The sequence below is a fragment of the Streptomyces sp. NPDC047971 genome (genome assembly GCF_040653355.1).
Taxonomy (GTDB): domain Bacteria; phylum Actinomycetota; class Actinomycetes; order Streptomycetales; family Streptomycetaceae; genus Streptomyces.
Genome location: NZ_JBEZNW010000010.1, coordinates 123,448 through 142,160, shown reverse-complemented (window position 1 = coordinate 142,160; position 18,713 = coordinate 123,448). Strand labels below are relative to the sequence as shown.

General features: G+C 73.6%; 17 protein-coding genes. 9 read left to right on the top strand and 8 right to left on the bottom strand.

Annotated elements, in window-relative coordinates; all coding sequences use genetic code 11:
• Window positions 1–31 precede the first annotated feature (31 nt).
• From AB0D99_RS13085 to AB0D99_RS13065, 5 genes are all read right to left on the bottom strand, one after another.
• On the bottom strand, window positions 32–463 hold the full coding sequence (locus AB0D99_RS13085; protein ID WP_362359721.1) for a hypothetical protein: 432 nt from the start codon (window positions 461–463) through the stop codon (window positions 32–34).
• Between the two features lie 72 nt (window positions 464–535).
• Window positions 536–949 carry a RidA family protein gene (locus AB0D99_RS13080; protein WP_362359719.1) on the bottom strand — a complete coding sequence of 138 codons (414 nt, stop codon included), beginning with the start codon at window positions 947–949 and terminating at the stop codon, window positions 536–538.
• Window positions 946–2,133, bottom strand: a complete 1,188-nt coding sequence (locus AB0D99_RS13075) for an MFS transporter (RefSeq protein WP_362359716.1) — start codon at window positions 2,131–2,133, stop codon at window positions 946–948. The genes AB0D99_RS13080 and AB0D99_RS13075 overlap by 4 nt, the downstream gene beginning before the upstream one ends.
• 79 nt (window positions 2,134–2,212) lie before the next feature.
• Window positions 2,213–2,686 (bottom strand): Rrf2 family transcriptional regulator, encoded by a 474-nt coding sequence (locus AB0D99_RS13070; RefSeq protein WP_362359791.1) that lies wholly within the window; start codon window positions 2,684–2,686, stop codon window positions 2,213–2,215.
• Window positions 2,687–2,702: 16 nt separating this feature from the next.
• Window positions 2,703–4,106, bottom strand: coding sequence for a PLP-dependent aminotransferase family protein (locus AB0D99_RS13065; RefSeq protein ID WP_362359714.1), 1,404 nt, complete (start codon window positions 4,104–4,106; stop codon window positions 2,703–2,705).
• 76 nt (window positions 4,107–4,182) lie between these two features.
• Between AB0D99_RS13065 and AB0D99_RS13060 the strand changes: the two genes are divergently transcribed.
• From AB0D99_RS13060 to AB0D99_RS13025, 8 genes are all read left to right on the top strand, one after another.
• Window positions 4,183–4,962, top strand: a complete 780-nt coding sequence (locus AB0D99_RS13060; protein ID WP_362359712.1) for an alpha/beta fold hydrolase — start codon at window positions 4,183–4,185, stop codon at window positions 4,960–4,962.
• Window positions 4,963–5,033: 71 nt separating this feature from the next.
• Window positions 5,034–5,468, top strand: a complete 435-nt coding sequence (locus AB0D99_RS13055; protein ID WP_362359710.1) for a hypothetical protein — start codon at window positions 5,034–5,036, stop codon at window positions 5,466–5,468.
• Window positions 5,465–5,905 (top strand): hypothetical protein, encoded by a 441-nt coding sequence (locus AB0D99_RS13050; protein WP_362359708.1) that lies wholly within the window; start codon window positions 5,465–5,467, stop codon window positions 5,903–5,905. The genes AB0D99_RS13055 and AB0D99_RS13050 overlap by 4 nt, the downstream gene beginning before the upstream one ends.
• Before the next feature lie 4 nt (window positions 5,906–5,909).
• Entirely contained in the window at window positions 5,910–6,917 is a 1,008-nt protein-coding gene (locus tag AB0D99_RS13045) for an endonuclease/exonuclease/phosphatase family protein (protein WP_362359706.1), read from the top strand.
• 18 nt (window positions 6,918–6,935) lie between these two features.
• Window positions 6,936–7,184 (top strand): DUF2630 family protein, encoded by a 249-nt coding sequence (locus AB0D99_RS13040; protein ID WP_362359703.1) that lies wholly within the window; start codon window positions 6,936–6,938, stop codon window positions 7,182–7,184.
• Window positions 7,185–7,276: 92 nt separating this feature from the next.
• Window positions 7,277–9,241, top strand: a complete 1,965-nt coding sequence (locus AB0D99_RS13035; protein ID WP_362359701.1) for an FUSC family protein — start codon at window positions 7,277–7,279, stop codon at window positions 9,239–9,241.
• 199 nt (window positions 9,242–9,440) lie between these two features.
• Entirely contained in the window at window positions 9,441–10,913 is a 1,473-nt protein-coding gene (locus tag AB0D99_RS13030) for an APC family permease (RefSeq protein ID WP_362359699.1), read from the top strand.
• Window positions 10,914–11,281: 368 nt separating this feature from the next.
• Window positions 11,282–12,280 (top strand): hypothetical protein, encoded by a 999-nt coding sequence (locus AB0D99_RS13025; protein ID WP_362359697.1) that lies wholly within the window; start codon window positions 11,282–11,284, stop codon window positions 12,278–12,280.
• Window positions 12,281–12,347: 67 nt separating this feature from the next.
• Here the strand turns inward: AB0D99_RS13025 and AB0D99_RS13020 are convergent, their stop codons facing one another.
• Window positions 12,348–14,414 carry a PhoX family protein gene (locus tag AB0D99_RS13020; protein WP_362359695.1) on the bottom strand — a complete coding sequence of 689 codons (2,067 nt, stop codon included), beginning with the start codon at window positions 14,412–14,414 and terminating at the stop codon, window positions 12,348–12,350.
• Between the two features lie 564 nt (window positions 14,415–14,978).
• Between AB0D99_RS13020 and AB0D99_RS13015 the strand changes: the two genes are divergently transcribed.
• A complete protein-coding gene (locus AB0D99_RS13015; protein ID WP_362359693.1) occupies window positions 14,979–16,772 on the top strand; it encodes a VWA domain-containing protein in 1,794 nt (597 codons plus the stop codon).
• A 15-nt stretch (window positions 16,773–16,787) separates the two neighbouring features.
• On the opposite strand, the gene AB0D99_RS13010 is transcribed toward AB0D99_RS13015, so the two are convergent.
• Window positions 16,788–17,987 carry an ATP-binding protein gene (locus AB0D99_RS13010; RefSeq protein WP_362359691.1) on the bottom strand — a complete coding sequence of 400 codons (1,200 nt, stop codon included), beginning with the start codon at window positions 17,985–17,987 and terminating at the stop codon, window positions 16,788–16,790.
• Window positions 17,984–18,637, bottom strand: coding sequence for a response regulator transcription factor (locus tag AB0D99_RS13005; protein WP_362359789.1), 654 nt, complete (start codon window positions 18,635–18,637; stop codon window positions 17,984–17,986). Before AB0D99_RS13005 ends, AB0D99_RS13010 begins: the two co-directional genes overlap by 4 nt.
• Between the last annotated feature and the right edge of the window lie 76 nt (window positions 18,638–18,713).

The window sequence follows — 18,713 nt, the reverse complement described above, 5'->3', positions numbered from 1 at the left end:
CGGCTCCGGGGCGGCCGGCGGCCGTCGGTGGCTACGAGGTGGTCCGGGCCGGGGGCCGGGACGGGGCGGGTGTGTCCTCGGCGGTGTCCTCGTGTGTGTAGAACAGGTAGAACGAGGCGACTCCGGTGACGGCGGCCGCCACGAGGCCGAGCCCCGACGCGGAGAGCACGCTGTTGTCGGACAGGCTGTACAGGAAGCCGACCGCGCAGCCCATGAGCACCGCCCAGGCCGCCGCGCGCAGCTCGACCGGCAGGACGTGGCCCCACTGGTTGAGCGCGTACACGCCCACGGCGAGCAGGATGCCGGAGGCCAGTCCGAGCCCGACCTGGTTCCAGGTGATGATGCCACCCGAGCGCTGGATGGCGGCGGCCCAGAAGCCGTACGCGAAGCCCAGCGTGACGGGCACGCCCCAGCCGTGGGTGCTCAGGGGCTGTCGGGTCGGCACCGCTGCGTGTGCGGCCATGGCACGAGCTCCTTCACTCTCGCCCCCTCCATCCTCAAGGGCACACCCGAAGCCCCCGCCCCCGCAACTGGATCAGCCCGCCGGCCGGACCGCGACCGCGTCGATCTCGAAGAGCATCCCGGGCAGCGCAAGGGACGCGACCCCGCTGAGCGTCTGGGCGGGCAGCCGGTCGCCGAAGGCGCCGTGCAGCGCCTTGCCCAGCACCTCCAGCTTGGCCAGGTCGTGGTCGACGATGTACGAGCCGAGCCGTACGACGTGCTCGAAGCCGAGCCCGGCGCCCTCCAGCGCGAGCCGGAGGTTGGTGAAGGACAGCTCGACCTGGGCGGCGAAGTCGCCGGGGACGGGGGAGCCGGTCGCGTCGGAGGCGTACTGGCCGCCGATGAAGACGAGTTCGCCGGGGGCGGAGACGGCGTGGCTGTAGCCGAAGGGGGACGGGTCGTGGAGCGTCGCCGGGTTGGTGATCGTGCGCTGGTCGGTGCCGGTCATGAGGTGGGGTTCCTTCCGGAGAGTACGGCCGCCGCGCAGGCGGCCAGGGTGAGCGCGGCGCCCGTGCCGAGCACCGCGGTGAGTGTGGTCGCGTCGAGGAGCAGCCCGCCGAGGAGGGCGCCGAGCGCGAGGGAGAGGCAGAAGACGCTGACGTAGAGGCCGGTCGCGGTCTCCACGTCCTCGGGTGCGGCCGCCATGAACCAGGACTGCAGCCCGACGGAGACCCCGCCGTAGGCGAGCCCCCACAGGAGCAGCAGCGCGGCACCGGCCGGGGTCGTACCACCGGTGAGGGCGAGCGCGAGGAGCGCGACGGTCAGCCCGGCGGCGAGGACGGCGAGGGTACGGCGGGGGGAGCGGCCGGCGGCGGGGCCGGCCAGGAAGTTGCCCGCCACGCCCGCGAGTCCGTACCCGAGGAGGAGCGTCCCGACGAGTCCCTCGGAGACGTGGACGTGGTCGGCGAGCACGGGCCGTACGAAGGAGTAGGCGAGGAAGTGGCCGGTCACCAGGAGGAGGGTGAGGAGCAGACCGGTGCGGACGCGCGCGTTGTCGCGCGGCAGCCGCAGCAGTGGCACCAGCCCGCCACGGGGCGCGGGCTCGTGCGGTGTGCTCGGCAGCCGGGGCAGCAGCGTCAGGAGAGCACCCGTCGCCACCACCGCCATCACCCCCACTCCGGCGAACGCCCCGCGCCAGCCGGTCCATTCCGCCGCCGTGGTGGCCGCCGGGACGCCGAGGACGGAGGCGGCCGAGACGCCGCCGAAGATCACGGCGGTGGCCCGTGCGGTGTCGGCGGCGGGGACGATCCGGGGTGCCAGGCCGCCGGCGAGGGCCCAGAAGCCGCCGATGGCGACACCGAGCAGGACGCGGGCGCCGAGGACGACGGCGAAGTGTCCGGCCGCCGCGGTGGCGAGGTTCGCGACGGCGACGAGGGCCATCAGGGCGACCAGGACCGCGCGCCGGTCGGCCCCGGCCGCCCGCAGCGCGATCAGCGGGGCGGAGAAGGCCGCCACCAGGCCCGGAACGGTCACCATCAGGCCCGCCGTGCCGGCGGACACGCCCAGCTCGGCCGCGACCGGGGTGAGCAGGCCGACCGGCAGCAGCTCCGCCGTCATCACGGTGAAGATGCCGAGCGTGACCGCCGCGACCGCGGCCCGGGCCCCGCCTCTCTCAACCTGGATATTCGACATCCAGAATAACCCCCTTGAAAAGCCCTCCCGGCCGGGAGGGCGCGTCGAATCCGGATCTTCCGCCCGGTCGCGGAGCCGGTCAGGCGTTGGCGAACCAGCGGCGGATGCGGTCCGGGGCCGTGGGCGCCTGAAGCTCCGCCCGCTCCCGTACCTCGTCCAGGGTGCGGGCCGCCAGCTCCCGCCTCCAGGCCAGCTCCGCCGCGCCCATGGCACCGGCGATCGCACACTCGGCCGCATAGCTCCCGGCCGGTCCGGCTCCGGGCCCCTGCTGCCGAATCTCGGAGCAGCGGAACGCCTCCTCCGGGCCCTCGATCGCCGTGACGACGTCCATGAGGGTGATCCGGTCGAGCGGCCGCGCCAGCCGGAAGCCACCCTTGGGGCCGGAGACCGAGCTGACGATCCCGGCCCGGGAGAGCGCCTGGAGCTGCTTGTTGAGGTAGGCGGCGGGCAGCTCGTGGTACGCCGCGAGCCGCGCTGCCGTCACCGCCCGGTCCGACCCGATCCAGGCCAGATTGAGGCAGCTGTGCAGCGCCCATTCGACGCCCTCGTTCATCCTCATGTTCTGGATATTAGATGTCCAGGATCTCTGAGGCAAGCGCGGCGAGCCGTCCCATCGCGTCGTCCAGGACCGACAGCGTCGGCGAGGCGAGCCCCACCCGCACCGCGTCCGCCGCCCCCGAGCCCACCCCGGCACCCGCACCGGCGCCCCCTTCGGACGCCGCCCCCGGCCCCGCCCCGCGCCCGCTCACCGCGAAGTCCGGGCCCGGCGTCAGCGCGATCCCCCGCTCCGCCGCCGCGGCCACGAACGTCTCCGCCCGCCAGGGCGCGGGCAGCTCCCACCAGCAGAAGTACGCCCGCGGCCCGGTGCGGATCGCGTACGCCCCCAGATGGCGTCGCACCACCGCCTGCCGGGCCGCCGCGTCCGCGCGCTTCGCCGCGACGACCTCCGCCACCGTCCCGTCCGCCGTCCACCGGGTCGCCGCCGCGAGCGCGAGACCGCCCGCCGTCCACGCGCCGGAGCGCAGGGCCCGCGCGAACTCCTCCACCCGGTCGCCCGGTACCACGAGATGGCCGACGGTCAGCCCGGGCGCGAGCCGCTTGGACAGGCTGTCCACGAGCACCACCCGCTCCGGGGCGTGGGCGGCGAGCGGCGCCGGGGCGTCCGGCTCCAGGAACGCCCAGGTGGTGTCCTCGATCGCGAGGAGCCCCGACTCCCGCAGAACAGCCGCCAGTTCGGCCCGCCGTCCCGCACCCGCCGTCAGGGACAGCGGATTGTGCAGGGTCGGCTGCACGTACACGGCCGAGAGCGGACCCGCCCGGTGCGCCGCCGCCAGCGCCTCGGGCCGCATCCCCTCCTCGTCGAGCCCGATCGGGACCAGCCGCACACCGAGTCGCTCCGCCACCGCCTTGACCAGCGGATACGTCAACGCCTCGACACCCAGCGCACCACCCGGGGGCACCAGCGCGGAGACCGCCGCCGCGATGGCCTGGCGGCCGTTGCCCGCGAACAGCACCCGGTCGGGGTCCGGCTCCCAGCCCGCCCGCGCCAGGACCCGCGCCGCCGCGGCCCTCGCCTCCGACGTCCCCGCGGCCGCGGCCGGACGGCTCGTCGCCCCGGCCAGGACATCGGTACGCGCCAGAGCGGTCAGCGCACGCGCCATCAGCTCCGACTGACCCGCCGCCACCGGATAGTTGAGCTGGAGATCGACCGGCGCCCGCCCGCTCGCCTCGGCCAGCGCGAGCGCCGCGCCGGGTGGCGGCGGAGCCGCCCTGACGAAGGTGCCTCGGCCCACCTCCCCGACCACCAGGCCACGGCGCGCCAGCTCCCCGTACACGCGGATCGCGGTGGAGCCGGCGATCCGCTGCCGCCTCGCGAAGACCCGCTGCGGCGGCAAGCGGTCGCCCGGCCGCAGCCGCCCGTCCGCGATCCGCTCCGCCACCCGGTCGGCGATCCTGCGGTACTCGTCCCTCACACCGGCCCCCTCCTCATTGCACCGAGAGCAAACGATCTCATTGCACCGAGCAGAAGCCGCCGCCTAGCCTCCGACCATGCCCTCCGCAGAGATCAACGGACTCACGATCGGCTACGAGGACCGGGGCACCGGCCCCGCGCTCGTCCTGGTCCACGGCCATCCCTTCGACCGCACCATGTGGCAGCCCCAGATCGACCGCCTCTCGGCCACGCACCGCGTCATCGCCCCCGACCTGCGCGGATACGGAGCCACCGGCGTCGTCCCCGGCACCACCCCGCTCTCCGCCTTCGCCGAGGACATCGCCGCGCTCCTCGACCACCTCGGGATCGAGGAGTTCGTCCTCGGCGGGCTCTCCATGGGCGGCCAGATCGTCATGGAGTGCCAGCGCCTCTTCCCCGACCGCGTCCGCGGCCTCATCCTCGCCGACACCGTCCCCACGGCGGAGACCGACGAGGGAAAGGCCGGCCGCCGCGCCCTCGCCGACCGGCTGGTCCGCGAGGGCATGCGGGGGTACGCCGACGAGGTCCTCGACCGCATGGTCGCGCCGTACAACACCCATGCCGCGCCCCACGTCCACCGGATGATGTGCGCCACCGACCCCGAGGGCGCGGCGGCGGCCCTGCGCGGCCGCGCCGAGCGCCCCGACTACACGAGCGTGCTCCGCGCCGTCTCCGTACCCGCTCTGGTGGTCGTCGGACGCGACGACACGTACACCCCCGTCGCGGACGCGGAAGCGATGCATCGGCTGCTTCCCCACTCCACGCTCGTGATCGTCGAACGGGCCGCGCACCTGCCGAACCTCGAACGTCCCGAGGAGTTCGACGCGGCGCTCGCCGCCTTCCTCGACACCGTGTGAGTCCGGCGTCCGTTCACCCGTAAGGAGCAACTGAACGATCGCTCCCCGGGCAACCGCCGGACGATGAGCCCATGAGCCAGAACACCGCACCCCGCCCGCCGAGCGCCGCTCCCGGCGGCACAGCGGCCTCCAGCGGCACCTTGTTCGCCGGCGTCCTCATGGTGGTCATCGGCATCCTGGACATCCTGCAGGGCATCGCCGCCATCGCCGAGGACGACGTCTACACCCGCGTCGGCGACTACGTCTTCAAGTTCGACCTGACCAGCTGGGGCTGGATCCACCTCATTCTCGGCATCCTCGTCGGCCTCGCGGGCGCCGGAATCCTCAAGGGATCCGAGTGGGGACGGATGGGCGGCATCACCCTGGCCTCCCTGAACGTCATCGCACAGTTCCTCTTCCTGCCCTATCACCCCTGGTGGGCGCTGTTCTCCATGGCCATCTCGATCTTCGTGATCTGGGCGCTGGCCACGGACGACACCTCCTTCCACAAGAGCGGCACGGCGTGATCCGCGCCCGCGGCCTCGCCGCCTCCGCCGCCCTCCTCGCCCTGGCCGTGACCGGCGTGACCGGCTGCACCGAGGAGAGCCAGCAGGCGGCGCAGGACGTCGTGTCGTCCGCCACGGCGGCGGCCGCCTCCGCCGCCCAGGAGAAGATGAACCAGGTCAAGGACGGGGTGAACGCCACCGGCGACGTGAAGGCCGGTCCGACGAAGGCCGACGGGGACCGGACCACCGTCGAACTCACCGCGACCAACCCGACCGACAAGAACGCCGACTACACGATCCTCGTCAACTTCCGTGACGACGGCGGCAATCTGCTCGACGCCGTCGTCGTGAACATCGACGCGGTCGGACCGGGCGCGTCCAAGACCGGTACGGCGCGCAGCAATCGCACCCTCTCGGGGGAGACGACGGCGGAGGTCCAGCAGGCACTGCGACACTGAGGGAGTGACCTCCGTCCGCACCGCCGCACCGCCCCTGCCTCCCCCCGTACGGCCCGGACGGCGCCTCGCCGCCTGGGCCGCGGGGCTGTCGGTCGCCGTCCCGAGCCTGGTGGCCGGATGCCGGCTCCTCGGCGTCGACGCGGTCACCCCCGTACCGCAACTGCTGTCGTTCCTGCCCTGGCTGGCCCTCCCGGCCGGAGTCGCACTCGTGCTCGCGCTGCTCGCGCGCCGACGGCCGCTCGCCTGCTGGGCGGCCCTCGTGCTCGCGGTGACCTGCTGGTTCATCCTGCCGTACGGCCCGGACACCACCACCGCCCGCGGCCCCGTCGTCGAACGACTCCGCGTACTCACCGCCAACGTCGAGTTCGGCCAGGGAACGGAGGCACTGGCCGAGACGGTGCTCCGGGAACGGCCCCGGCTCGTGTACGTCTCCGAGTGCGACCGCCTCTGTCTGCGCACCCTCACCGCCGCCGTCGGACCGGACCTGCCGCACCGGGCGGTCGTGGACGGCTGGGGCTCGACGGGATCGGTGATCCTCAGCGCGTACCCGCTGACCGCGCAGCCCCCGATCCCCGCCGCGATGGGGATGCCGGGCGCCACCGCGCGCATCGGCGGCCGCACCGTGCAGCTGCGGCTCGCGCACCCGCTGCCGCCCATCCCCCGCCAGGTCGACGCGTGGAAGCGGGAGCTGGGGCGGGTGGAGGACTTCGCCGCCGCGCACCGCGACGACGGGCCGGTGATCCTGGCGGGCGACTTCAACGCCTCACAGGACCACGCCGCCTTCCGCTCCGTCCTCGACGCCGGCGGGCTCCACGACGCCGCCCGGCTCGCTGGCGCGGCCCGCACCCCGACCTGGCCACAGGAGGGGCAGGGGCCGCTGCCGCCGTACGTCCAGATCGACCATGTGCTGGTCAGCGACGACTTCCGGGCACGCGAAGTGCGGTTCCTCGACCTCGCGGGGTCGGACCACCGGGCCGTGCTCGCCGAGCTCGACCTGCACGCGGGCCGCTGATCGGCCACGCTGGAATACATGGACCAGATGTACGACGACGAGCAGATCCTGGCGAACATCGGTGCCCTCGTCGAGGAGGAGCGGGCCCTGCGGCAGCGGGTCGGCGGGCTGCTCGACGAGGAGCGGACCCGGCTCGCCGAGCTGGAGGTGCGACTGGACCAGTGCTGGGACCTGCTGCGCCAGCGACGGGCGAAGGCGGAATTCGGCGAGGACCCGGACACGGCGGCACTCCGCCCAGCGGCGGAGGTGGAGAGCTACCGCAGCTGACGTCACCACCCCGGTCCCGGGCAGCCACGCCACCGGACGGAACGCATGCCGGGCAACGCGGGAGGAAACACCCCGCGCCGTAAGTTGGTCGCATGGCGCCCACCCCCCGGCTCACCCCACCACCCTGGCTCACCGCCGGGCTTCGACCGGCCCCCGCGCCCATCCCCTGGGCTGCCGTCGTCCGCGCGTCCGTCGCGCTCGCCGCGCCCCTCGCCGTCGGGTTCGCCATCGACGAGCCCGTCTACGGCGCCCTCGTCTCCATGGGCGCCCTCTCCGGCGTCATCGGCGACACCGCCGACGCGTACCGGATGCGCTTCTACAACATCGCCGTCCCCCAGCTCTTCGGCGCGCTCGGCGTCACCCTCGGCACCCTCGTCTTCGACCAGGGCTGGCTCGCCGTCGTCGTCCTGACCGTCGTCGCCCTCGTCTCCGGGATGATCTCCTCCATCGGCGCCGTCGCCTCCGTGTCCGGCCTGCTGCTCCTTCTCAACGCCGTCGTCGGCGCCGGCCTGCCCATGCCCGAGCCCTGGTGGAAAGCGCCCCTGCTGCTCACCCTCGGCGGGATCGTCGTGCTCTTCCTGACCCTCCTCGGCTGGCCGCTGCGCGGCGGCATCCCCGAGCGGTCGGCGGTGGCCGGCACCTACCGGGCCGTCGCCGACGTCCTCGAAGCCGCCGGCTCGGAGACGTACGAGGAGAAGCGCCACGCCGTCACCGCCTCCCTCAACCAGTCCTACGACCTCGTCCTCGCCCGCCGCGCCCGCTTCCACGGCCGCGCCCCCGCCCTCGTCCGGCTGCTCTCCCAGCTGAACGTGGTGATCCCGCTGGTCGAGGCCGCCCCGGCCGCCCACTTCGCCGCACGACGGTTCCACCGGCCCCTGCCCGCCGAGATCCCGGCCGCCGTGCGCGGGCTGGCCGACGCGATCGAGGACGGCCCCCGCACCGGCGACACCCCCGCCCTGAACCTCCCGGAGGCCCTACGCCCGTCCGAGAAGGCCGTCGACCAGGCCCTGCGCCACGCGGCGACCGTCGTCCACGAAACGGAACCGAACCCCTTCAACGTCGACGACCGGCTCGGCCGCCCCGCCGCCCTGCGCGTACGGATCCGCCGCACGGCCCGCTCCGTGCTCTTCTCCGAGGCGTCCTGGCGCTACGGGCTGCGGCTCGCCCTCTGCATCGGCCTCGCCCAGTCCCTCGTCTCGCTCGTCGACGTACCCCGCTCCTACTGGGTCGCCCTCACCGTCACCTTCGTCATGAAGCCGGACTTCGGCTCCGTCTTCTCCCGCGCCGTCCTGCGCGCCGCCGGCACCGCCGGCGGGCTCGTCACCGCCGCCCTCGTCTTCGCCGAGGTGCCGCGCGGCTGGTGGTACGTCCCGATCATGCTGGTCCTCGGCGGCCTGATCCCCGCCTTCTCCGCCAAGGGATACGCCTTCCAGACCGCGGCGATCACCCCCGTCATCCTGCTGCTCTCCGACCTCCTCAACCACCAGGGCTTCGACCTCGTGCTCCCCCGCCTGTGGGACTCCCTCGTCGGCTGCGCGATCGCGCTGGTCGCCGGCTACCTGCTCTGGCCGGAGTCCTGGCACAGCCGGATCGGCGACCGGCTCGCGGACGCCGTCGCCGACTCCGCCGCCTATGTGAACCGCGCGTTCTGCGCGCCCGAACAGGCGGACCAGGCCGCCAGGATCCGGGCCCGGCGCAGGCTCTACCGCGACCTGTCCGCCGTACGCTCCGAATTCCAGCGCGCCCTCACCGAACCGCCGCCCACCGGCACCGTCGCCTCCGCCTGGTGGCCGCTGGTCGTCGCCGTGGAACGGATCGTGGACGCCACGACCGCCGCCCGGGTCCGCGTCAACCACGGCGCGCCCGCCCCCGATCCGGCGGAAGTCGCGGAAGTGGAACATCAACTGCGGGAGCTCGCCGAGGGACTGCGCAGCAGCGCCGTCCTGGTGGAGGTAAGGACGGAGCTGACCGGCGACGAGGAGGGGGTGCTCGCCCCGCTGCGCCAAGAGGTGAGCGCGGCCCGGGCCATCGCCACTCCCCGACGCGAGACGGACTAAACACCCGCCGCGGGGCGTACGGATGCCCTTACCGGCGGTCACTGAACGGAACCCTCCGTACCGCCGTTACCGGAACCCACGGGTGCGACTACGATGCGCTCGATTCACCTTGATCCGTGCCCGTTCCGGCGAACGAACGACCCGGCGACACGGTCACCTCGTCCTGCGCCACCCCCACGTGCCCCCAAGGACATCCGCCATGCGCACCACCACCGGCAGAGGGCTCCAGCCCAATGTCCTCGGGACGTTCGACACGATCGTCATGGCCGTCGCGGGCAGCGCCCCGGCCTACTCGCTGGCCGCCACCACCGCCGTGCTCTTCGGGGCGGTCGGCCTCGCCGGACCCGCGGCGCTGCTCTACTGCGCGATACCGATGCTGGGCATCGTCCTCGCCTACGCCCGCCTCGGCCGCATCGACGTCAACGCGGGCGCCGGATACTCCTGGGTGGGACGCACCCTCCACCCCTTCCTCGGCTTCCTCTCCGGCTGGGCCCTCGTCGTCTCCGCGACCGTCTTCATGGTCGCCGGATCACTGCCCGCCGGCGCCATGACGCTCTCCCTGATCGACCCGGACCTCGCCGACAACACCCCGCTGGCCGCCGCCGTCGGCGCCGGCTGGTTCGTGATGATGCTGCTCGTGGTCCTGGGCGGCGCCCGGCTCACCGTCCGGGCCCAACTCCTCATGTCGGGCGTCGAGATGCTGATCCTCGTCGTCTTCGTCCTGGCCGCCGTCCTGCACCGCGGCCACGCCACCGCCTTCGACTGGTCCTGGTTCGGCTTCGAGCACTTCGACGGCCCGGCCGGCTTCGCCTCGGGCGCCCTCATCGCCGCGTTCTACTACTGGGGCTGGGACGTCACCAGCAACCTCAGCGAGGAGACCCGCGACAGCCGCCGCACCGCCGGACTCGCCGCACTCGTCGGAGTCGGCGTCGTCTTCCTGCTCTTCGAGGCGTTCACCGTCGCGGTCAACGTGCTGCTCAGCGCGGGCCGGATCGAGTCCGCCGGGGCGAACGTGCTGGCCGTCCTCGGCGAGGAGATCTGGCCGGGCGTCGGCGGCAAACTCCTCATCCTCGCGGTGCTGCTGTCCACGGTCGCCACCCTGGAGACCACCCTGATCCAGGTGACCCGCTCCCTGTTCGCGATGGGCCGCGACCGCACGATGCCGGCCGCGCTCGGCACCGTGCACCGCCGCTGGAACACCCCGTGGGTGGCGATCGCCGCCGTCGGCGGGGCCGCCCTGCTGATGTTCGGCGCGGCGGCCGCCGCCGGCTCCGTCGGGTCGATCCTCCGCGACGCGGTCTCCGCGATCGGCCTCCAGATCGCCTTCTACTACGGCCTCGCGGGAATCGCCGCGGTCGTCGCGTACAAGGGGATGCTGCTGACCTCCGTACGCAACTTCCTCCTCGGCGGCGCCTGGCCGCTCCTCGGCGCGGCGTTCATGCTGTGGGCGTTCGTGGAGTCGCTGGGCGAACTGTCCACGACGGCACTCTCGATCGGCCTCGGCGGACTGCTCGCCGGGGTCGTCCCGATGCTCGTGTACTGGCGGAAGGGGAGCGCGTACTACCGCCCGGCCCGACTCGACGCGGTGCGCGCGCTGGCGGCGGCGGACCCGTTCGGCCCGACGAGACCGCGGACCCGACGGGCGGACGAGAGCCTGGCGACGGACTTCTGACCCGGCACCGCCCGGCCGGAACCGACGACCGGTGACCGAACCACGCGTCTCCCACGTACTGGTGACGGAACCACCGTCCACCGAACCACCTGCTACTGAACGACGGACCTTCGACAACCGGCCCCAGAACCACCGGCACCCGAACCACCGGCACCCCACACCCGCGACCCGGACACCGGCGCCGAACACCTCGACCGAACCACCGGCCTCCGCACCACAGTCCCGGCACCACAGTCCCGGCACCACCGGCCCCGAACGACGGCCACCGCACCACCGGCCACCGAAAGACGGCCACCGCACCACCGGCTTCGCACCTTCTGGTCACTGAACGACCGCTCCTGAACCACTGGCTTCCGAGGGAGGACCCGATGGCCGCTCTCCGCCGACCGTCCCGCACGGCGCGCTCGTCCCGCTCGACGCGCTTCACGCCCGACCTCGATCCGGACTTCGGGGACCGAGCACTCACCGAGGCACGCCACGACATGGTCATCGGCCGCTGGCAGGGCGTACGGGACCTGCTGCGGGAGACGGGCGAGGACTGGCCCCGTCGGACCCACCGGCTACGGCTCCTGGCGCATGCCGCCGCGGGCAGCTCGACGGTCGAGGCTTGGCGGGCTGCCGAGCCGGACAGTCCGGACGCGGCGGTCCTGCGGGCCGCGACCGAGGTGGTCCGGGTCTTCGACACGGCCATCGCGGCCGGCCGCGGCAGCAGCGTGGACCGGGGGCGGCTCGACGCGGCCGTGGACTCCTGCCTCGGCGCGGCGCAGGCGGCGCCCGCGGACCCGATGCCGTGGGTGTCGCTGCTGTCGGTGGCGCGGCTCTACGACGGCGGGGTGCAGCGGCGCGAACTGCGCCAGTGGTTCGACGAGTTGCGGCGGAGGGACCCGCACAACACGGAGGGACACGCGCAGCTGCTGCGCTACTGGTCGGCGCGGTGGCACGGCACCCACGGCGCGATGTACGACTTCGCGCGGGACGCGGCGGGTGTGGCGCCGCCGGGCTCGCCCCTGCCGATCCTGGTCCAGGTGGCACGCGTGGAGGAGTACCGCTACATCGCGGACGGGGCCCTCGGCCGGGGCCCCGTGCGCGGGTTCGACCAGCACTGGAAGCACGAACTCGCGGTGACGGAGCTGCGGCGCACCCACGCCCGCTGGATCGGCGGCCGGGAGCCGGGCCGACCCGTGGCCCCGGAGGAGGTGCCGGACCTCAACTACCTCGCGCACGCGGCCTGTTACGCGGGCCAGGTGGAGGTGGCGCGAGAGGTGCTCGGGATGCTCGGGCCACGCGCGTCATGGGTGCCGTGGTCGTACACCGGGGACCCGGAGGAGCAGTTCGTCCGGTTCAGGGAGGGCCTGGGGGTGGTGTGAGGGGCGGTGCCACGCCCCTCACACCACGTCTCGACCGGCACGGACGCCCTCAGACGCCTCGGACGCCTCAGATACCGATGTCGCGGCCGTCCTTGCGCCAGACGGCGACGACGGACGGGCGGACGATCCTGCCGGGTCCGTCGGGCCACTCCGACTTCGGGTTCTCGACGGAGGCGCCGTCGATCTCGCCCGGGTGCTGGACCGCGACGACGACGCGGCGGTCCTGGATGATCGGGCCGCAGGTCTCGGCGCCCTTCGGAACGGTCAGGAACTGCTTGAGCTCACCGCGGCGCTCGCCCTTCGTGGCGACGCCGAAGAGGCCGTCGTGCGAGCCGAGCTGGTTGCCGTCGGTGGAGATCCACAGGTTGCCGTGCGGGTCGAAGGCGACGTTGTCCGGGCAGGAGATGGGGGAGACCTTCTCCTTGGGGAAGCCGGCGAAGTACGTGGCCGGGTCGTTCGGGTCGCCGGCCACGAGGAAGAGCCGCCAGGCGAAGCCGTCGGAGGACGGGTCGTCCCAGTGCTCGGCGAGCTCCAGGATCTGGCCGTGCTTGTTGAGGTTGCGCGGGTTGGCCTCGTCCGCACCGGCCTTGCCGGTCTTGCCGCGGTCGGAGTTGTTGGTGAGGGCGACGTAGACGCGACCGGAGCGCGGGGACGGCTCGACGTCCTCGGGGCGGTCCATCTTCGTGGCGCCGACCTTGTCACCGGCGAGGCGGGTGAAGACGTACACCTCGTCGGCGGTCATGCCGGGCACGTGGGAGACGTCGCCGGTGGCGAGCGGGATCCACTGGCCGCTGCCGTCGAACTCGCCGTCGTTGGGCAGCTTGCCGGTGCCGTCAATCTCGGCGGCCGGGCTGTCGCCGGTCAGCTTGGCGACGTAAAGGGTGCCCTCGTCGAGCAGGGTGAGGTTGTGCTCGCGGGCGGCACGGGAGTCGCCCTTCTTCATCCGCTTCGACGAGACGAACTTGTAGAAGTAGTCGAAGCGCTCGTCGTCGCCCATGTAGACGACCGGGCGGCCGTCCTCGGTGAGGCGGGGCTGCGCGGCCTCGTGCTTGAAGCGGCCGAGCGCGGTGCGCTTCTTCGGGGTGGAGTCGGGGTCGTACGGGTCGAGCTCGACGACCCAGCCCTGGCGGTGGACCTCGTTCGGCTCCTGCTGGAGGTCGAAGCGCTTGTCGAACCGCTCCCACTTGCGCTCGGAGGCGCCGGTGCCGACGCCGTAGCGCTTGTCGGTGGCGCTGGAGCCGTTGGCGAAGTACTGGTTGAAGTTCTCCTCGCCGTGGAGGGTGGTGCCCCACGGGGTGGTGCCACCGGCGCAGTTGTTGAGGGTGCCGAGCACCTTGCGGCCGGACGGGTCGGCGGAGGTCCGCAGCAGCGGGGAACCGGCGGCCGGGCCGGTCAGCTCGAACGCGCTGGTGGTGTGGAGGCGACGGTTGAGCGGGTGCCGGGTGACGGGAGTGAGCTTGCCGGAGCGGTGCTCCTCCTGGACCACGACGACGGAGAGACCGTGGGCGGCCCAGGCGATCTCGACCTGCTCGCGGGTCGGGTTGGCGGCGTCGTACCCCCGGAACATGAGGATCTCGTCGGTGTACTCGTGGTTCGCGACGAGGACCTGGCGGCCCCGCTCGCCACGGAGCGGGAGCAGGCTCAGGAAGTCGTTGTTGTAACCGAACTGGCCGGCCTGCGCCTTGGCGGTCTGCTTGTCGGCGTCGAAGGCCGGGGCACCGCGGAGGATCGGCTCGCCCCAGCGGATGACGATGTTCTGCTCGTAGCCCGAGGGAACCGTGACCTTGTCGGCGGTGTTGGGCGCGACGGGCGCGAAGCGCAGACCGCGGGCGCCGTCGGCGGGCTTGCCGGGCTTGTGCCCGTACTCCTGCCCGGCGGTCGGCGCGGCGACGGCGGGGGCGCTTCCCGAACCGACGACGGCGCCACCGGCGGCGGCCGCGACGGTGACGACGGCGGCGGTGCGCAGCATCGAACGGCGGGAGTAGGCACTGGCTATGACGTCGCCGACGTACTCGTTGTCGCTGGTGTTGGGCACCTCGTGGAAGCAGGCGTCACCACAACGGAACCGGCAGGTGAGGGCGGAACGGCCGCCTCCGTGCGGGTTGGTGCTCAGCAGCGGCAGCAGTTTGCGCACTTGGTCCTCCTCCGGCGCGTACCGCGCCGCCCCTTGGTCCCGACATGGTGTCGGGATTGCGTCCGCGGTGACGTTATGTGCGCACATCTGCACGGGGGCGGCGTGGGAGTGAACGCCGGATGAATGCGGGGGAACCGGGGGCGGTTGGAGGTGGGAGGGGGGTGACGGGAGGGACGGAAGAGGAAGGAGACGGCCCGGGGAGGGCGGGCACGGAAGGGCGTGAAGGGGTGCGGGAGGGGGTGGACGCGGCCGGAGGCGCCCGGGGGAGCCGCTCGGGGTCGCGAGGGTCACCGGGGCGACACGGTGACCGGCCCGGCGGTGCTCGGGAGCTGGTCGGCGGACCGATCGGGGCACCCGGCGGACCCTCGGGGCGCCGAACCGGCGCGTGTGCGGGGGCCGGTCGGGGCCCCGCACACGGGCCGGTTCGGCGGTCCGACGAGTGCCCGATGGGGCGCCGAAGGCGACACACCAGGGGCCGCTAACCTTACGTGTCCGCCCTGGCCAGGGATGATTCCTCCCAGTACGGACATTCATCGCACCCAACTCATGCGAAAGGCCTCGCCCATGGGCATTCGGAGCTTGCTGCGCAAGGTGTTCGGACGCGACCGTGCCGACCGGCACGACGAAACTCCGGCAACCTCCGTGCCGCCCCAGGCGGACCGCGCGACATCTGACGAGGCGGTGTCGGTGACGCTGCCGTCCCCGGCGGACGGTGAGCGGACGGAGGCGCCGGCGGCGACCCGCCCGAAGGAGTCGGCGGCCCAGCGCGCGGCGGACGACCTCGTGGCGGCGGCGTTCGACAACCCGAAGGTCCCGGGGGCGAGGTCGGCGGAGCCGCAGGCTACGGAGCCGCAGGCTACGGAGGCGGTTGCGGCCGAGGCGAAGGCGACCGAGACGGTTGCGGCCGAGCCGACGGCGGCTGAGGCGGTTGCGGCCGAGGCGAAGGCGACTGAGGCGGAGGCGACTGAGGCCGAGCCGACGGCGGTTGCGGCGGAGCCCGAGCCGGAGGCCGAGGCCGAGACGGTTGTCGAGGACGAGACGGAGGCTGACGCTGAGGCGGTCGTCGCAGCTGCCCCGGCGCCTGAGGCCGAGGCGGTGACGCCGGAACCCGAGGCGGAGCCGGAGACTGTCGCGGCCGAGGCGGAGCCGGAGACTGTCGCGCCGGAGCCCCAGGCGGCGACCGAGGCGGAGCCCGAGGCGACCGCGACGGCCGCCGAGCCGGAGGCCGAGGCCCCCGCCACGGACGCGGCCGAGGAGAAGGCCGAGGCCACGGACGCGGCCGAAGGCGAGCCGGAGACGCACACCGAGGTCGAGGCCGAGGTCGAAGCCGCCGTCGCCGAGCCCGAGCCGCAGAACGACACCGCGTCGGACGCGGCAGAGCCGACCGAGCCCACCGCGACCACCGCGACCACCGCGACCACCGCGACCACCGAGGCGACCGAGGCGACCGAGGCGACCGAGCCGCAGGCTCAGGACGCGCTCGTCGCGGCCGCCTCGGATGCCGCTCCCGCCGCCGAGACCGCGCCGGACGCCGACGCCGAGCGCGCCGACGACGCCACCGCCGAGCCGGAGCTCGTCCTCGTCGCGGACGAGACCGCCCCCGAGCCGGAGGCCGTCGTGGACGCCCGGCCCGAGGCGGTGGAGGCTCCCGAGGCGGTGGAGGCTCCTGCCGCAGAGGCGCCCGAGGCGCCCGAGGCGAACGCGCCCGCCACCACCCTCGCCCGGGTCAAGGCGGACGCCCCCCACCTGGTCGACGCGTACAAGGCAGCCGGGGCCGCGCTCAAGAAGCAGGGGCTCGTCGGGGCGCGGGCGGCGGTGTACCTCGTCGTCGACCGGTCCGGGTCGATGCGCGGGTACTTCAAGGACGGCTCCGTGCAGCGCATCGCCGAGCAGACCGTCGCCCTCGCCGCCCACCTCGACGAGGACGCCGCCGTCACCGCCGTCTTCTTCTCGACGGACATCGACGGCACCGCCGAGCTGCGCCCGCAGGGCCTCGAAGGACGCATCGACGAGATCAACGCGGGCCTCGGCCGCCTCGGCCGGACGAACTACCACCGCGCCGTCGAAGAGGTCCTCGCCCACCACGAGAAGGCCGACCCGACCCGACCCGCGTTCGTCGTCTTCCAGACCGACGGCGCCCCCGAGTCGAAGACCGCCGCCACCCAGGCGCTCGCCCAGGCCGCCGACCGCCCGATCCACTGGCAGTTCGTGGCCTGGGGCGAGGAGGACAACAAGGCGTTCGACTACCTCCGTAAGCTCACCGCCCCCCGCACCGGCCACTTCCTGGCCGGCGCGACCCCGTCCGAGACCGCGCACTCCGCGTTCTACGGCGGCCTGCTCGCCGACTGGCGGATCTAGCCGGGGCGCGACACCTCAGGGCCTGGTGGTGACCGTGACGGGCAACGTCACCGTCACCACCAGGCCCCCGCCCTTTTCCGGACCCCGGGCCGCGGCCTCCACCGTCCCCCCGTGCGCCGCCGCGATCGACCGCACGATCGACAGGCCGAGCCCCGCCCCGGGCCCCATCCGGTCGCGCCCCTCCCCCCGCCGGAAGGGCTCGAAGAGCGCCGCGACCTCGTCGGCCGCCACCACGGGCCCCGTATTGCCGACAGTCAGCACCCCTCCCCGGACGGACACGTCCACCGACCCGCCGGGCACGTTGTACGCGACGGCGTTCGCGACGAGATTCCGTACGAGCTGCCCGAGCAGCACCCGGTTCCCCCGCACGACCCCGCCGGCGGAGGCCACCGCCCCACACTCCACGGAAACCTCCACGCCGGCAGCCCCGACCCACCCGGCGGCGGCCGCGTCGCCCCTCCCGGACGCCCCCGCGTCCACCCCGTCCACCCCGTCCACCCCGTACGCCTCGCACTCCTCCGCGACGACCTCCGCCAGCGGCACGTCCTCCCGCGCCTCGAGCCCGCGCTCGCTCCGGGCCAGGACGAGCAGCCCGTCGATGAGGCGTTCGCTGCGACGGTTGCTGTCCAGCAGGATCTGCTTGACCTCGGAGGAGTCGTCCAGACCGATCTGGATCGCGGTGCGCTGCGTGGCGAGCGGGGTCCGCAGCTCGTGGGAGGCGTTCGCGATGAACCGCCGCTGGCTGTCGAACGCCGCCTCCAGCCGCCCCAGCAGCGCGTCGATCGTGTCGCCGAGCTCCTTCAGCTCGTCGTCGGGCCCCCCGGCCGCGATCCTCTCGTGCAGGTTCCGCTCCGAGAGCTGCCTGGCCCGCGCGGTCATCTCGTGGACGGGCCGCAGGACCCGCCCGGCGGTCCACCAGCCGACGACGACCGCGCCGAAGGCCATGACGACCAGGGCGAGGCAGGACCACATGAGCCACTGCTCGCCCGCCGCGCGGCTGACGTCGTCGCTCAGCCGGTACGCGGTGACCGTCTCGAACGGCGCCGCCACCCGTACCCGCGCGGCGATCGCCTCCGCCTCACCCTCCGTACCGGCCCGGGACAGCAGGTTGACGACCCCCAGCAGACAGCCGCCGAGGACGACGAACACTCCCCCGTACACGAGCGCGATCCGGGTCCGGATGGTCGACCCCGCACCGAGGAGACCGGCGCTCACAGCGCGTACCCCACGCCCTGCACCGTCCGGATCAGCGCGGGCTCGCCGAGCTTCGCGCGCAGCTTGCTCATGCAGACCCGTACCGCTCCCGTGAAGGGGTCGGTGTGCGCGTCCCAGGCGCGTTCCAGGAGCTCCTCGGCGGAGACCGTGGCGCCGTCCGCCTCCAGCAGGATCTGGAGCACGGCGAACTCCTTGGGGGAGAGGTCGAGGGCCCGGCCGTCCCGCGTCACGTCCCGCCGCACGGTGTCCATGGTCACGCCGCCCCGCTCCAGCCGCGGCGGTACGGGACGCGCGCTGCGCCGCCGCAGCGCGCGCACGCGGGAGACGAGCTCGGGGAACTCGAAGGGCTTGCCGAGATAGTCGTCGGCGCCGAGGTCGAGCCCTTCCACCCGGTCCTCCGTCGTGGCGGACGCCGTCAGCATCAGGATCCGGGTCCGCGCCGAGCGGGCGACGAGCGCGCGGGCGACGTCGTCGCCATGGACGCGGGGCAGGTCACGGTCCAGGACGACGACGTCGTAGTCGTGCAGGCCCAGGTAGGCGAGGGCGGCGTCGCCGCTGTAGACGGTGTCGACGGCGAAGCCGGCCCGGCGCAGCCCGGTGGCGACGAGCTCGGCGAGGACCTCCTCGTCCTCGGCGACGAGTACGCGCATGATCTCTTCCTCAATGCTGGCGGTCACGGCTCTTTCTACGGGGGCCGACGTTTCGGAAAGGTCTCCACGCTCCCGG

Coding starts and splice junctions, on each gene's coding strand:
- AB0D99_RS13085 (WP_362359721.1), bottom strand. CDS start 463: ATGGCCGCACACGCAGCGGTGCCGACCCGACAGCCCCTGAGCACCCAC.
- AB0D99_RS13080 (WP_362359719.1), bottom strand. CDS start 949: ATGACCGGCACCGACCAGCGCACGATCACCAACCCGGCGACGCTCCAC.
- AB0D99_RS13075 (WP_362359716.1), bottom strand. CDS start 2,133: ATGTCGAATATCCAGGTTGAGAGAGGCGGGGCCCGGGCCGCGGTCGCG.
- AB0D99_RS13070 (WP_362359791.1), bottom strand. CDS start 2,686: ATGAACGAGGGCGTCGAATGGGCGCTGCACAGCTGCCTCAATCTGGCC.
- AB0D99_RS13060 (WP_362359712.1), top strand. CDS start 4,183: ATGCCCTCCGCAGAGATCAACGGACTCACGATCGGCTACGAGGACCGG.
- AB0D99_RS13055 (WP_362359710.1), top strand. CDS start 5,034: ATGAGCCAGAACACCGCACCCCGCCCGCCGAGCGCCGCTCCCGGCGGC.
- AB0D99_RS13040 (WP_362359703.1), top strand. CDS start 6,936: ATGGACCAGATGTACGACGACGAGCAGATCCTGGCGAACATCGGTGCC.
- AB0D99_RS13035 (WP_362359701.1), top strand. CDS start 7,277: ATGGCGCCCACCCCCCGGCTCACCCCACCACCCTGGCTCACCGCCGGG.
- AB0D99_RS13030 (WP_362359699.1), top strand. CDS start 9,441: ATGCGCACCACCACCGGCAGAGGGCTCCAGCCCAATGTCCTCGGGACG.
- AB0D99_RS13025 (WP_362359697.1), top strand. CDS start 11,282: ATGGCCGCTCTCCGCCGACCGTCCCGCACGGCGCGCTCGTCCCGCTCG.
- AB0D99_RS13015 (WP_362359693.1), top strand. CDS start 14,979: ATGGGCATTCGGAGCTTGCTGCGCAAGGTGTTCGGACGCGACCGTGCC.
- AB0D99_RS13005 (WP_362359789.1), bottom strand. CDS start 18,637: ATGCGCGTACTCGTCGCCGAGGACGAGGAGGTCCTCGCCGAGCTCGTC.